General features: G+C 40.6%; 13 protein-coding genes and 1 tRNA gene. 5 read left to right on the forward strand and 9 right to left on the reverse strand.

The window, feature by feature from the left end:
• The first annotated feature begins 34 nt into the window (after positions 1–34).
• Both nrdB and yfaE read left to right on the forward strand, forming a co-directional pair.
• Positions 35–1,165: a class Ia ribonucleoside-diphosphate reductase subunit beta gene (gene nrdB / locus H5162_RS02975; RefSeq protein WP_145233209.1), complete on the forward strand. Its 1,131-nt coding sequence runs from the start codon at positions 35–37 to the stop codon at positions 1,163–1,165.
• Positions 1,165–1,437, forward strand: a complete 273-nt coding sequence (yfaE, locus tag H5162_RS02980; RefSeq protein ID WP_145233207.1) for a class I ribonucleotide reductase maintenance protein YfaE — start codon at positions 1,165–1,167, stop codon at positions 1,435–1,437. The genes nrdB and yfaE overlap by 1 nt, the downstream gene beginning before the upstream one ends.
• A 4-nt stretch (positions 1,438–1,441) precedes the next feature.
• Here yfaE and H5162_RS02985 read toward each other — a convergent pair whose 3' ends face one another.
• A complete protein-coding gene (locus H5162_RS02985) occupies positions 1,442–1,969 on the reverse strand; it encodes a YaeQ family protein (protein ID WP_182717449.1) in 528 nt (175 codons plus the stop codon).
• Positions 1,970–2,119: 150 nt separating this feature from the next.
• Between H5162_RS02985 and H5162_RS02990 the strand changes: the two genes are divergently transcribed.
• Positions 2,120–4,513 (forward strand): TonB-dependent receptor domain-containing protein, encoded by a 2,394-nt coding sequence (locus tag H5162_RS02990; RefSeq protein WP_182777603.1) that lies wholly within the window; start codon positions 2,120–2,122, stop codon positions 4,511–4,513.
• A gap of 70 nt (positions 4,514–4,583) precedes the next feature.
• Here H5162_RS02990 and H5162_RS02995 read toward each other — a convergent pair whose 3' ends face one another.
• From H5162_RS02995 to H5162_RS03025, 7 genes are all read right to left on the reverse strand, one after another.
• Positions 4,584–5,201 carry an FKBP-type peptidyl-prolyl cis-trans isomerase gene (locus H5162_RS02995; protein WP_182717447.1) on the reverse strand — a complete coding sequence of 206 codons (618 nt, stop codon included), beginning with the start codon at positions 5,199–5,201 and terminating at the stop codon, positions 4,584–4,586.
• 104 nt (positions 5,202–5,305) lie between these two features.
• On the reverse strand, positions 5,306–5,692 hold the full coding sequence (locus H5162_RS03000; RefSeq protein WP_179959208.1) for a hypothetical protein: 387 nt from the start codon (positions 5,690–5,692) through the stop codon (positions 5,306–5,308).
• A gap of 49 nt (positions 5,693–5,741) precedes the next feature.
• A tRNA-Ser gene (locus H5162_RS03005) sits at positions 5,742–5,832 on the reverse strand.
• A gap of 101 nt (positions 5,833–5,933) precedes the next feature.
• Positions 5,934–6,311 (reverse strand): hypothetical protein, encoded by a 378-nt coding sequence (locus tag H5162_RS03010; protein WP_145233198.1) that lies wholly within the window; start codon positions 6,309–6,311, stop codon positions 5,934–5,936.
• A gap of 202 nt (positions 6,312–6,513) precedes the next feature.
• Positions 6,514–7,062 carry an NAD(P)H nitroreductase gene (locus tag H5162_RS03015; protein WP_182777605.1) on the reverse strand — a complete coding sequence of 183 codons (549 nt, stop codon included), beginning with the start codon at positions 7,060–7,062 and terminating at the stop codon, positions 6,514–6,516.
• Between the two features lie 114 nt (positions 7,063–7,176).
• Entirely contained in the window at positions 7,177–7,854 is a 678-nt protein-coding gene (locus tag H5162_RS03020; protein ID WP_149982495.1) for a DoxX family protein, read from the reverse strand.
• Between the two features lie 64 nt (positions 7,855–7,918).
• Positions 7,919–9,880, reverse strand: coding sequence for an FAD-dependent oxidoreductase (locus H5162_RS03025; protein WP_182759322.1), 1,962 nt, complete (start codon positions 9,878–9,880; stop codon positions 7,919–7,921).
• Between the two features lie 218 nt (positions 9,881–10,098).
• On the opposite strand from H5162_RS03025, the gene sppA reads away from it, so the two are divergent.
• Both sppA and ansA read left to right on the forward strand, forming a co-directional pair.
• Positions 10,099–11,964, forward strand: a complete 1,866-nt coding sequence (sppA, locus tag H5162_RS03030) for a signal peptide peptidase SppA (RefSeq protein ID WP_182759323.1) — start codon at positions 10,099–10,101, stop codon at positions 11,962–11,964.
• A gap of 70 nt (positions 11,965–12,034) precedes the next feature.
• A complete protein-coding gene (ansA, locus tag H5162_RS03035) occupies positions 12,035–13,045 on the forward strand; it encodes an asparaginase (protein WP_182730605.1) in 1,011 nt (336 codons plus the stop codon).
• A gap of 86 nt (positions 13,046–13,131) precedes the next feature.
• Here ansA and gndA read toward each other — a convergent pair whose 3' ends face one another.
• Positions 13,132–14,505: an NADP-dependent phosphogluconate dehydrogenase gene (gene gndA, locus H5162_RS03040; protein ID WP_145233185.1), complete on the reverse strand. Its 1,374-nt coding sequence runs from the start codon at positions 14,503–14,505 to the stop codon at positions 13,132–13,134.
• Between the last annotated feature and the right edge of the window lie 317 nt (positions 14,506–14,822).

Raw genomic sequence — 14,822 nt, forward strand, 5'->3', positions numbered from 1 at the left:
CCCGCTTTGCCCTGTTCGTTTTTTGAGTGATCTTATGTCTTATACTACTTTTAGCCGAAACCATAATAACCAACTACAAGAACCGATGTTTTTCGGCCAAACCGTTAACGTATCGCGTTATGATCAACAGAAGTACCCTATTTTCGAAAAGCTAATTGAAAAACAACTATCGTTTTTTTGGCGTCCTGAAGAAGTCGATGTAAGTAAAGATCGGTTAGATTTTCAGGCCTTACCTGATCACGAAAAACATATATTTTTAAGTAACTTAAAATATCAAACCTTACTTGATAGTGTGCAAGGTCGCTCGCCTAATGTTGCGTTACTGCCAATTGTGTCGATCCCAGAACTTGAGACCTGGATTGAAACATGGGCATTTAGTGAAACAATCCATAGCCGTTCATATACACATATTATTCGTAACGTTACCCAAGCCCCTGAGCTTATTTTTGATGATATCGTTAGTAACGAAAAGATCAGTGAACGTGCTGATGCCGTAACTAAATATTACGATGAATTAATTAATAAAGTGGCTGTGTATAACTTATACGGTGAAGGTAAACATGAACTTAATGGCGAAACAGTTCATATCAGTTTATTTGAACTTAAAAAGCTTTTATACCTTGCAATGATGTCAGTGAATATCTTAGAAGCGATCCGTTTTTATGTCAGTTTTGCCTGTTCATTTGCGTTTGCAGAGCGAGAATTAATGGAAGGTAACGCTAAAATTATTAAGCTGATCGCCCGTGATGAAGCGCTTCATCTTTCTGGTACTCAGCATATTTTGAATATTATGCAAGATGGTAAAGACGATCCTGAAATGGCTATCGTAGCAGCCCAGTGTCGTGATGAAGCGATCAAGATGTTTGTTGATGCTGCTGAACAAGAAAAAGAATGGGCTGAATACCTGTTTAAAGATGGTTCAATGATTGGCTTAAACAAAGATATTTTATGCCAATACGTTGAGTACATTACTAATGCTCGTATGACTGCAGTTGGTTTACCAACACAGTTTAAAACCAGCAGTAACCCTATCCCATGGATCAATTCATGGTTGGTGTCAGACAATGTACAAGTTGCTCCACAAGAAGCGGAGATCAGCTCATACCTTGTAGGCCAAATTGACTCTCAAGTTAATGCCTCTGATTTCGGTGACTTCGATCTCTAATGACCAGCAACAAAACTGCAAAGATCCACTTTGCAGATAATAGCCAGTGTGTAGATTTTGACACTGGCTGTCATTCCCTTTTAGACTGCCTAGAACAACAGCAATATGAAATTCCTTTTCAGTGTAGAGAAGGATATTGTGGTGCCTGTAGAGCAACCCTAGTAGCAGGGCAAGTCACCTATAACGAAGAACCACTCGCCTTTGTACGTGATGGAGAAGTACTGCTGTGCTGCTGTAAACCCGATGGCAATATCACTCTCAATTTGAAGTAATTTTTTAATGCCAGTCAAACTGCTTTGTTTCATAGCAATGTATTTTATCACTGATCATTAAACTACTTTCATCTATGGTTACATCCCAATTTAAACTGCGGGTTAAATCCACCTGAATATCATCAATAAACTGCTGGTCAATCTCAATAATATGGCTATTATCAAATAACTTTAACCGTGACTGAGATTGCGTTAACCATTCACTATTGCCCGTTGTTAAAATTAATAATTCATCCACTTGCTTAGCGATCTTAACTAATTCATCAAGGTCAGGTTTATCAACACTTAACCAGGTTTTATAATGTTCATCCAACGCTTGAATTCCTACATCTGGCTGTAGTTTATCAGCAAGTTTATTAAGCACTGCATGGCTGTCATAAGATAAAATACAATAGCCTAACAGCTTTAAAACAAAATGCTCCAGTGTTTCATTTTTAGTCAACGCTGTGGTAAAAATTTCTTTGTGATTACGCTGATGACGCAGATCAGCTATGCTAAATCGTGCTTTAAAAATACGTGTTTTATCAGACATAATATTCACCAGTCTCGCCGTTACTCCTATTGAGTATAGCCCAATCTGATATAAGCACGTTTATTTTAAAAGTTATGGTATAACATTATTGATCAGCACAAATGATGGTGTTATATTATATCACAACATAATAGCAACAACGTAGTAACCATGATCCGACATTCATTAATATCAACTGCAATTATCACTGCTTTAAGCTCTTTTTCTGCTCATGCTGCGCTGGTAACTGGGCAAGTTTTTGACAATAACAAGCAACCACTCAGCTATGCCGATGTGCACGTACACGGTAAAGCACAGTCAATTAAAACTGACGAGAATGGCCGATTTAGTATTAATATTGATGCTAATAGCCAATTACATATTAGTAAAAATAATTTTGTTGATGCTAGAGTTCAAGTAACTGAAACCAGTTCTGCTCTAAATATCACGCTTGTACCTACGTCAGTTGAATCTGTCGTTGTGTACGCCTCTGCCCTGCATAAAAATAGCTTAGAGATGATTTCACCAGTGAGTGTACTCAGTGGTGATGAACTGCGCAATAAAGCAAAACCCACGTTAGGCGAAACGCTCAAAGGGCTTCCGGGTGTTAATGCCAGCTATTTTGGCCCTGTTTCATCTAGCCCTATAATCCGTGGCCTAGATGGCCCTCGCGTTAAAATCACCCAAAATGGCTTAGACAGCAGCGATGCATCACGTATTGGCCCAGATCACGCAACATCGAATGACAGCCTAGCTGCAGAACAGATTGAAGTTTTGCGTGGCCCAGCTACGCTACTTTATGGCTCAGGCGCGATTGGTGGCGTAGTTAACGTAGTAGATAACCGCATTCCAACTGATAATATCGAGCAGTTAACTGGGGCTGTTGAATACAGCCATGACACGGTTTCAAATGCCAACACCTATGCTGCCAAGCTTGAGACGGGCCATAACAACTTTAACTTCCATTTTGACGGTACCAAACGCACTGGTGATGACTACCAAACTCCGCGTTTTAACTTACCTGAAGAAGAGCACGAAGATCATGAGGGTCATGAGGGTCATGACGAAGAAGAGCATGAAACAGCCACCTCGGTAAAAAATACCTTTATTGATAGCCAAACCGTTAACTTTGGTACTAGCTATGTAGGTGAGCATTTAACGCTAGGTGTTTCTTATGGCCGTATTGAAACCGACTACGGTATTCCAGCACATAGCCATGAACATGGCCATGATCACGAACACGAACACGACCATGATGAAGGCGAAGAAGAAGCCGTTTATGCGCGTGTAGAACAAGATCGCTGGCAAGGTTTGATGAGCTATGCATTACACAACAACTGGATTGAAACTATTAATTTACGTCTAGGTTATACTGATTATCGCCATGCTGAAATTGAAGATGGCGCGATCGGTACTATCTTTAGTAATGAAACCACTGAAGCACGTTTAAATATCGAGCATAAGTTAGGTAATTGGCATGGTATGGCTGGTTATCATTTTAGTGAATCTGATTATGATGCCGATGGTGAAGAAGCCTTCACACCCGCTAGCAAAACGACTACTCATGCATTATTTATCCTCGAAGAAAAACAGTTTGGCAACGTGACATTAGAATTAGGTGCGCGTATTGAAGATTATAATATTGATAGTAATGTCGGTGCTGCTGCGCATGACCATGAAGATGATCATACTGATGAACACGCCAATGAAATAACGCCTTACAGTAAAAGCTTTACTAATCTGAGCGCTTCAGCAGGCGCTATTTGGCAATATACACCCGGACAAAGTATTGCGCTGAGCGTGTCACACTCTGAACGCGCACCGTTATCAGCCGAGCTATTATCAAATGGTGTCCATATTGCAACTGGCACCTATGAGCTTGGTTTAGGCTACGCGATAGAAGACGGTGAAATTCACTTCGAACCTGAAAATATCAAACAAGAAACATCAACCAATATTGATTTTGGCTTTAGACGCTTTAGTGGCGATTTTGGTTATACGGTTAACTTTTTCTATAACGACATTGCCAATTTTTACTATCAGCAAAACACGGGGTTAATGTTTGATGAAGAGCACGGCCTTGAAGCTGCAGAGCCTGGCCACGATGATGGTATGGCTGTTTATCAATTTGTCAGTAAAGATGCGAAATTATACGGCATTGAATTTGATGCACATTATCAATTAAATTCAAATGCGATGGTAAAAGTATTTGGTGACTCAACCACTGCAAAACTTGCTGATGATGAAGGGTATTTACCGCGTATTCCGGCGAATAAGTTAGGTTCAGAATTTCAGTATAATATCAGTGATTGGCAGTTCAGCTTAACTGGCACACACTACTTTGAACAACGTGATATTACGGCTTATGAAACCGCAACTGATGGCTATACACTGTTTGATGCGCAAGCAAATTATCAATTAAGTGTCGGTCCGGTAGATACACAGTTTTATATCAACGTTGATAATATTACGGATGAACTGGGTTTTGTACATAGTTCATTTATTAAAGATGAAGCGCCACTTCCTGGGCGTAACTTTAGAATTGGTCTACGTGGTTATTTCTGATCTCAGTAAATAACCATAAAAAAGCCGCGCTAATAGTTATTAGCGCGGCTTTTTATTACTCAATTTCTAATTAAAGAATTTCGTGTAGCTCAACGTCAAATACCAGTGTTGAGAATGGTGCAATTGCAGCACCGGCACCACGTTCTCCATAAGCAAGCTCATGAGGAACATAGATACGCCATTTGGTGCCTTCAGGCATCATTTGTAATGCTTCAGTCCAGCCTTTGATCACGCCACCAACTGGAAACTCAGCAGGTTGACCACGCTCATAAGAGCTGTCAAATACAGTACCGTTGATAAGTGTACCGTGATAATCAACACGCACTGTTGACTCAGCAGTTGGCTTGTTGCCTTCACCTGTTGCTAGTACTTCATATTGAAGACCAGACTCAGTCACTGTGATTTCAGCACGTTTTGCATTTTCTTCTAAGAATGCAATGCCTTCAGCTGCAAGTACTTTCGCTTCTTCTTCACGACGTGCTTGGATTTCAGTGTTGATTTTTTCGAATGCAGCTTGGATCTCAGGGATCTCAACTTGGAAATCGCCGCCCACATACGCATCTTTCATGCCTGCAAATACTGAATTTAAGTTTAAACCTTCGAAAGGGTTAGCTTTAAGTTGCTCACCCATCTGTAGGCCAATACCGTAACTTGCTTTTTCAGCATCTGTAGTAAAATTATCTGACATAATATGTTTCACGTTTTGTTTATACCAAGCTTAATAACGCTGGTATCAGTTAAAAGACGCGCCTATGCTATCATAAAAAAAAGCCCTTTTGGGCTTCTTTAGAGCTAGTTTTTAGTGAGTTTTCGCTTTATTAAGCGCACAGCAAAAGTCAAGATTGGCAAGCTGATTAAAATACCAGCAAGTAATGGACGACTCAGTAATGCCTGCGTACCAACTAATAACACCGGCACGACTAATAAACCGATACAACCAATAAATATTGCCGCAATTTCTGGCCAGTATTTATCATATTTAGTAATTAAATGCCCAGCTAATAGATTAAAGCCTAGGCAGTAAAGCATAGCTGTGAGCAATACATGCTCTGGTTGTGCATCCATCGCCATTTTAACGAGTAAGTTAATAGCACTGTGATAACAGTAGCCAAACACCGACCATAACAGTACGTGTTTTAGCACCCGTTGTGTGGTGTTTAATTGATTTTGCTGTGACATCTTAAACTCCAGATAGCAAAAAGCCGCCCATAAGGCGGCTTTTTAAATATGGTGGAGAGATAGGGATTTGAACCCTAGAGGGGCTATAAACCCCTGCCGGTTTTCAAGACCGGTGCATTCGACCACTCTGCCATCTCTCCGTACGGCGCGGATAATAGGGGTTAGCCGCCTTGTTGTAAAGCCCTAAAAGTAAAAAAGTTCAAATTAATCGTTACAATTACTCGAAGCGCTTAAAAATACATCAATAATACTGTTTTGGACGTTTCGCGACCCACGAACACAGTAAGCAGACTAATAAGCTAAAAGTTACAAAACTTAAGCTCTGAAAGATTAAATCAAAGCGGTTTAGATCATCACTTGGTACAAGCACCAATACAAAAGCGGGTAAAATACTCACAAACAACACGTAACAACACACTTTAAACGCTCTACCAAAATCAAATCGTCTTGTGCGTTGCATCCACCACGCTAAGATAACCACAATAGCAGTTGATGAGATCGCGATTAAATGAGGAGTCTGTGTACTAAATGCTGTGTAAAGAGTGATAGCCGCACCAACAAAACCCCATAAGGACCACGTTAACCATTTTTCTTTTTCACGTAAAAATAAATTTCCCATTATCCTCGTCTTCTTGTTGTTATTCTAATTAAGACACTCCATACATTAACAAACTGCAGAAAAATAACAAACCATTGTATTGAGGGTTATTGCATCCAAGCGCTTCAGACAGCCAAGCTACCTAAAGATAATAACAAAGGTAGCCTTAATGCACTCTGACTGAAATAACACGACAAAGTTCCAATTAATTACGTTTTGGCAACTATAAGTTTGTGAAAAAGTGTTCTGGGCTATGACGAACAGCCTTTTTACAGTCCACTTCTGGAGTGCCTAAATACAGGTAACCGACAATCTCATCTTCATTATCAAGCTTTAACGCCGCTTTTACCGCCTCACTTTGCGCAAAGTAACCAGTACGCCAGACACCACCCAGTCCTTGCGCAAAAGCTGCTTGTTGCATAGCTAACACAGCACAACCAGCACTTTGTACTTGTTCTATACGCGGCACTTTTGGGTGCGATTGATATTTGGCAATGGCAATGATTATCATCGGTGCACGCAGCGGTAACTCTTTGGCACGATTAATTACTTTTTCATCTTGTTGTTCTGCAACTGCACTTTGATAATAAATTTCGCCGAGTCGTTCTCGCGCATCTTCTGCAACAACAATAAATTGCCAAGGCGCAAGGCAACCATGATCAGGCACACGAAGCGCTGCTTGTTTAATAATATCAAGTTGACTGTTGTTTGGGGCAGGTGCAATCAGTCGAGGATCTGACTGACGAGTCAATAAAAGCTCAATAGCGTCCATAGCGATTCTCTAATTAAAAAAGAAACTAGCATAGCATTGATAGGGATTGCTGAGAAAGTTTGAAAGTTAGAAATTTTGCGACGGCCGTCGCAAACTGACAGGTAGAGATTTAGATTATTCGAATCTTTTCCGTAACCAGTGATCAAGGCTAACAAAACGCCCACCGCCGGTAAAAAATAAACTCAATAACATCGCAAAATAAATTGCTGAAAACTCAATGCCATTATTCAAAATCGACGGTTTACCCTTTTCATAAAGGTAATCGGGGAAACCATGTTCTTGTACAAGTCCTCGAATTTTCTCAATACGTTCTTTTACTTCTCGGGAATTATCTAAACTTTCTTTTGCACCGGGGATCGCCAACCAATCAAGTACTTGTGCAGCACTGGTATCTGGATCTGTCGGCGCAATCGCAAACCAGCCATTGTGCCAATGTACAGAAGTTGCGGCAACGACCATAGTAAACATCAGCGGTATGCTAACCAGACGGGTTAATAAACCAACTAAGAGCAGCCAGCCACCGAGAAATTCACTCCAGCCAGCTAAAAAAGCCAGTAAATCAGGAAAAGGTAAGCCTAAGCCCCAGTCTGGGTTACCAAACCAAGCAACAACATCTGGAGAAGCTAAAAAGAATTCAAAAAAACCATTACCATTACCACTGATATTTAGCTTGTTATAACCTGCGATGATCATAACTGGCGCCAGTATCAGTCTAAATAGTAAAGCAGGGATACCATCAAAAATGGCTATTTTTTGTAGGGAAGTTTTATATAGTGTGATCAATGTATTCATCGTAGCAGTCTAGTCTTTTGAAATGTATTAAACAAAGACCGCTACGATTAAAAGTTTATTTCAGTTAAATTTTACGCGCGACCTGAAGCGCTTCATAAATAGCTCGTTTTGCATCAATTGCAGATGCTAATTTGGCCCCGCCAATTACATGTACTTTAGGATTACCGATTAACCCCGACATTAATTCGTTATTAGAGACTTGCCCGATACAAGCGATCACTGTATCAACAGGTAGCACCTGCTCCTCTCCTGCCACAGTAATCTTTAGACCTTGCTGATCAAAATGATGATACTGACAATCAGCGATCTGTTTTACACCATGTTGCTTTGCAACTTGACGATGTATCCAGCCCGTTGTTTTACCAAGCTCACTGCCAAAACGCCCGGCGCTGCGTTTTAGCATAAACAATTGACGATTATCTTTATCTGGACTTGGCTGACATTCAATTCCCCACTGCGATTTAAAATCAGCAATACTTTGATCTTTATGTTCACTTAAAAAAGCAACCATATCAAAGCCAATCCCGCCGGCACCTAAAATTGCAATCGATTGCCCTAATTCAACTTCACCACGAATAACTTCATCGTATGAAAAAACACGTTTATTATCCGCGCAGGTAAAGTTTGCCTCACGCGGGCGCACCCCCGTTGCAAACACCACGTCATCGTATTGCTCAAGCATTTTATCGGTAAAAGGAGTATTGAGTGTTACCGTGACCTTTAGACGTTCAAGTTCATTAATAAAATAACGCAAGGTATGATTGAAATCTTCTTTACCAGGAATTCGCATCGCTAAATTAAATTGGCCGCCCATATCTGTATTTTTATCAATCAGCGTTACCGTATGACCTTTTTGCGCTAAGTAACAACTGGCAGATAAGCCCGCAGGCCCAGCACCTACAACCAACACATTTTTAGCCTTGTTGGTCAGCTCAAGAGGATAATCTAGCTCAAACCCCGCTTGAGGATTCACTAAGCATGTTGCTCGTTTACCTTTAAATACATGATCTAAACAGCCCTGATTACAGCCGATACAAATATTAATGTGTTTACTTTGTTGTGCTTGATATTTATTAAAAAACTCTGGATCGGCTAATAGTGGTCGTGCCATCGAAATCAGATCGGCATCCCCTGCAGTTAAAATTTCATTGGCAATCTCAGGAGTATTAATACGATTTACAGCAATGACAGGAACCGATACCACTTCTTTTAAACGTTTTGAAGCTTCTTTAAATGCACCTGCTGGCACCATACTCGCAATAGTAGGTACTCGTGCTTCATGCCAGCCTATGCCGGTATTTAAAATATCAACTCCAGCCTGCTCTAATGCTTTGGCCTGGATAGTAACCTCTTCAGGTGTTGACCCATTCGGAATTAAATCCATCACCGATAATCGAAAGATAATTAAAAATTCTTTATTTACTTTGGCACGTACAGCTTTGACTATCTCTAACGCTAAACGCATACGGTTTTCTAAACTTCCACCGTATTCATCTGAGCGTTTATTGGTATGCGGTGCCATAAACTCATTAATCAAATAACCTTCTGAGCCCATCACTTCAACGCCATCGTAGCCTGCCTTTTGTGCTAAATAGGCGGAATGAGCAAAGTCTTTGATGGTTTTTTTTATTGCACTGAGCGACATTGCTTTGGGTTGATATGGGTTAATAGGTGCTTTAATTGCACTTGGTGCTTGATTAAATGGATGATACGCATAACGTCCAGCATGTAATAATTGTAAGCAAATCTTACCGCCGTGTTGATGGACAACATCAGTGTATGCACGGTGCTTAAACACATCATAATAGCTATTAAAAGACGATGAGATTGGGGTTAATTTGCCACGCAAATTAGGACTGTAGCCCCCCGTAATGAGCATCGCAGTACCACCTTTAGCGCGCGCTTCATAAAAAGCACGCAGTCGTTTTCGGTTATGCCATCCCTCTTCAAGCCCCGTGTGCATTGAGCCCATTACCAAACGGTTACGTAGCTGTGTGTGTTTCAATTGTAATTGTTGTTCTAACATCCTCTGCCCCAATGAACTGGTCTAACCTCTATACATTAGCCAATTTTGCTCGATTGGCAAGCAATAAGCAACAAAAGCGATAAATTAGTTAATATGTTCACATTCTCACGGTTAAAACCTCGCTCATAAATACTTAGTTACGATTTAACAGTTAAATTAATTTTTATTCTGAGCTAAGATGGTGACAGATATAAGTTGTACCAGACTAAGGATTTATTTTGATTGCAAAGCTATTTAAAGGACTGTGGGCAGGAATTAACTTTTCTCGTCGTTTAGTCCTCAATTTTTTATTTGTGTTACTTGTCATTCTTTTCATTGTTTCAATCATAAGTGATGACAATGAAATTAATGTTGCTGACACATCTGTGCTCAGGTTAAACCTCAATGGTCCAATCGTAGAGGAAAAAGTTTACGTTGATCCAATTGAATCTGCCATCAATGACGCAACACAGAGCAACGATGAGCCCGCTGAAATTTTACTTGATGATATTATCAATGTAATTGATCAAGCCACTGAAGATAAACGCATTAGTGTGATCTTGCTGGATTTACAAAAAATGCCTAGCGCGCATTTAAATAAATTAAAACAAATCACTCTAGCGTTAGAGCGGTTTAAAGCGAGCGGCAAAAAAGTAATTGCCTCTGGTTATTATTACTCACAAGCACAATATTACATTGCTGCGCACGCTGATGAAATATCTATGCACCCTTATGGTGGTGTAGAGATCCAAGGCTTTGGCATGTACCCGTTATATTTTAAAGATGCGCTTGAAAAACTCGGTATCACTCAGCATATTTTCCGTGTTGGTACATTTAAATCGGCTGTTGAACCGTTTATTCGTAACGATATGTCAGATGCAGCAAAAGAAGCTAATAATGTATGGCTAGGTGCATTGTGGAAAGAATACAAACAAGACGTTGCCGCTGTGCGCCCATTTGATGAAGCAAACTTTGATGAAACAATGGACGTGTTTCTGGCAAAAATGCAAGCAGTTAATGGCGATTCAGGTAAATATGCTCTTGAACATCAATGGGTTGATTCTTTAAAAACCAATCAACAAGTGCGTCAACAATTAATTGCCTTAGTAGGCACTGAAGAAACAGGCAAAACCTTTAACCAAGTATCGTTTAAAGAATATCTCTCATTAGTTAAATCGCCGATTGAGTTTGATAACCCAATGACAGAAAAAGTCGCCGTTGTGGTTGCACGCGGTACTATCTCTGACGGCGAACGTAAAGCCGGTGAAATTGGTGGTGACTCTACAGCGGCTTTACTACGTAAAGCACGCTTAGATGATAAAGTAAAAGCGGTTGTACTGCGTATTGATTCTGGCGGTGGCAGTATGTTTGCCTCTGAAGTTATTCGTGCTGAAGTGCTTGCTCTTAAAGCAGCTGGTAAACCAGTGGTTGCTTCAATGAGCTCAGTAGCAGCTTCTGGCGGCTACTGGATTGCCTCTGCTGCCAACGAAATTTGGGCAGCGCCGAGCACAATTACCGGCTCAATTGGTGTATTTGGTAACTTTATGACCTTTGAAAACACCATGGCTAAATTAGGTGTTTATTCCGATGGCGTTGCCACAACTGAAATGGCTGGTCTATCAATCGCTCGCCCGCTTAATGAAAAAATGGCACAGGTTATTCAACTAAGTGTAGAAGATGCTTATCAACGCTTCTTAGAGGTTGTTGGTGAAGCACGAAATATGACCCCTGAGCAAGTTGACTCTATTGCACAAGGCCGTGTTTGGATTGCAAGCCAAGCGCAAGAGCTTGGCTTAGTTGACAAATTAGGCAATAAGCAAGACGCTATCAAAGCGGCAGCTGAACTGGCTAAGCTTGATTTTTATGAAGTTAAAACCATTAAGCAGAGTCTATCGGCGGAAGAGAAATTAATGCAGGATATTTTTGGAAATGCATCGATTAGATCGCTAATTGGCTCACAAAGTACGCTACAAAACGCACTCTCAAACCAAGCATCTATCAATGGTTTAGTTAAGCAATTAACAACTGAGGTTGAAGGTCTAAAAGATTACAACGATCCGCAAGGCATTTATGCCCGCTGCTTAGTGTGTAATATTTCGCAATAAATAGTGTATAGGCTGTAATCGCAGCAACTAACCGTTATACTAAGCCCAGTTTTTTTACTGGGCTTTTTTTATGAAACGTAAACGTATTTATATCGCATATACTGGCGGTACGATTGGGATGAAAAAATCGAGTCGAGGCTATATTCCCGCTGAAGGTTTTTTAACACAAACCGTAGAAAACAATGCCGAATTTAATCGTGATGAAATGCCCTTATTCGATATCCACGAGTATTGCCCGCTGATTGACTCATCAGACATGTCCCCTGCTCATTGGCAACTAATTGCTGATGATATTAAAAGTAAATACCAAGATTATGATGGCTTTGTCGTGCTTCATGGTACAGATACCATGGCGTATACCGCATCTGCTTTGTCCTTTATGTTTGAAAACTTAACAAAGCCAGTGATAGTGACAGGCTCGCAAATTCCACTGTCGCAATTGCGCTCTGATGGCCAAGTAAATTTACTTAATGCGATGTATTTAGCGGCTAATTATCCGATTGCTGAGGTTAGTCTATTTTTCAATAATCAATTATTTCGCGGCAATCGTGCAACTAAAGCACATGCCGATGGCTTTGATGCCTTTGCATCCCCTAACTTAGACCCACTGGCTCTCTCAGGTATTAATATTCAATTATTAAAAGGCCAGTTGAGCCCGTATGTTGAAAATGAGCTACAAGTCACCAACATCACGCCGCAACCTATTGGTGTTTTATACTTGTATCCAGGGATCAGTCATGCTGTAGTTAAAAGTCTGGTAAACGACAATATCAAAGCCCTCGTATTATTGAGCTTTGGTGTGGGCAATGCACCACAAGATCCAGACTTTTTAGAGATCCTCTCCAGCGCAAGTAAGCGCGGTATGGTTATCATCAATTTAACCCAGTGTTTAAAAGGGCATGTAAATATGGGCGGCTATGCAACTGGTAACGCATTACTTAACATTGGTGTGATCAGCGGTTACGATATGACCTTAGAGGCATGCTTAACTAAATTACACTACTTATTTAGCCAAAAGCTTGAAATTGAAACTATTCGCCATTTAATGCAAGACAACTTACGTGGTGAGTTAAGCAGATAAGCTGAGCGCTTTATAATAAAAACTATTTTTTTAAACTAAAAAGGCACGCTAATTAGCGTGCCTTTCATTTTAACTTATTGGCCTAATTAACGTACTTTCGCGTCAATCTCTACTAAATCAGTTAAATGACATACCTCACCACTATGAGTTTTAATGCCATGCTCACCAAAATAATCTCGCTGTGCTTGTACTAGATGACCATTGCTTGGTGTCGTCAACGTCGCAAAATACGTTTGCGTTGAGCTAAGTACCGGAAATGCTAATCCAGTCATCATTGCTTGACCTGTTATTTTACGCAGCGCTAATGACTCTTTTTCTAAAGTGTCGATAAACTCAACACCTTCAGCGATGTTATCTAAGTAATCAGCACGGATAATACAACCAGCACGCCATGTTTGCAGTGTTTTAGATAAATCGACTTTCCATTGATGTGCACGTGATGCACCTTTGATCAGCGCAAGGCCTTGACGATAAGCCAGTAAACTTGCAAACAAGAAGGCATCTTTAAGTTCATCTAAATCTAATTCAACCTGTGAAGTTGATTTAGCTGCATACGTCATTTCTTTCGCTGCATGTGTGTCACCAGTATTGGTTAAGTGACGCGCTTGCACAGCTGCAACCAATGAAGGAACGGCGATACCCAGTTCTAATGCATTTTGTGCCGTCCACAAACCCGTGCCTTTCGCGCCAACTTTATTATCAATCAAATCAACCAACGCTTCACCCGCATCGGTTTCTAACGATAAAATATGACTTGAGATAGATAATAAATAGCTATTGAGTGTGCCTTCAGACCATTGATTAAAAATCTCTGCAACTTCATGTGGAGTGCGGTTAGTGCCTAAGCGTAATAATTGATACATTTCTGCGATTAGTTGCATTAACGCATATTCAATTCCATTGTGCACCATTTTTACAAAGTGACCACTGGCTGATTGACCAACACGGGCAAAACACGATTCACCTTTGTAGCTTGCTGCTACTTTTTCAAACCATGGCTCAACGCGTTCCCAGCCGCCTTCTGAACCACTTGCCATCATCGCAGGACCATGACGCGCGCCTTCAGCACCGCCAGAAATCCCCATAGTGGCAAATTCAAATTTATTTTGATATTTTAGTTTACGAGTAATACCGTCTTTATAATTACTATTGCCACAATCGACGATAATATCGTCACAATCAACGCCTGCATCAACTAAATCGCTGCAAACTTTATCGACTAACTCACCCGCTGGCACTAATAACAAAATTGAGCGAGGCGGCGTTAACCGTTTTACCATATCACCTAAATCAGACACAATGTGCAGACGATCTGCCATGCCTTGTAATTTAGCACAGCTTAATAGCTCTTCGCCCGCGTCTGGGTTTTTATCATAAGCTACTAGCGTCATCCCTTGTTCAATCAAGTTGAGAGCAAGATTTTTACCCATAACGCCTAACCCTACTAATGCAACTTGCATTTAGTGTCCTCCTCGGTAACAACTATTGGTTAGTAAATGAAATAATACCGCGCGCATTATATACCCAAGCCACTTAAAATTGCGAGCCTAGACAACAGATACAACGCTTTGCGCAAGACAAACACGCAAGATACAGTGATTATATCAAACAACCGTTGCCTCGGGGCGATAAATTTTCCTGATATGGATTTCTGAGTCGAGCATTGACGAGACCTGACACCGGTGTCATAATGTGGTCATAATTTTTTTGTATAAAATAATGACAGCTTTACACGTTACCTTGATGTCAACGCGCTATTTGCTGTCAGTAAAAACTG

The sequence above is a fragment of the Pseudoalteromonas sp. SR41-8 genome (genome assembly GCF_014163915.1).
Classification (GTDB): domain Bacteria; phylum Pseudomonadota; class Gammaproteobacteria; order Enterobacterales; family Alteromonadaceae; genus Pseudoalteromonas; species Pseudoalteromonas rhizosphaerae.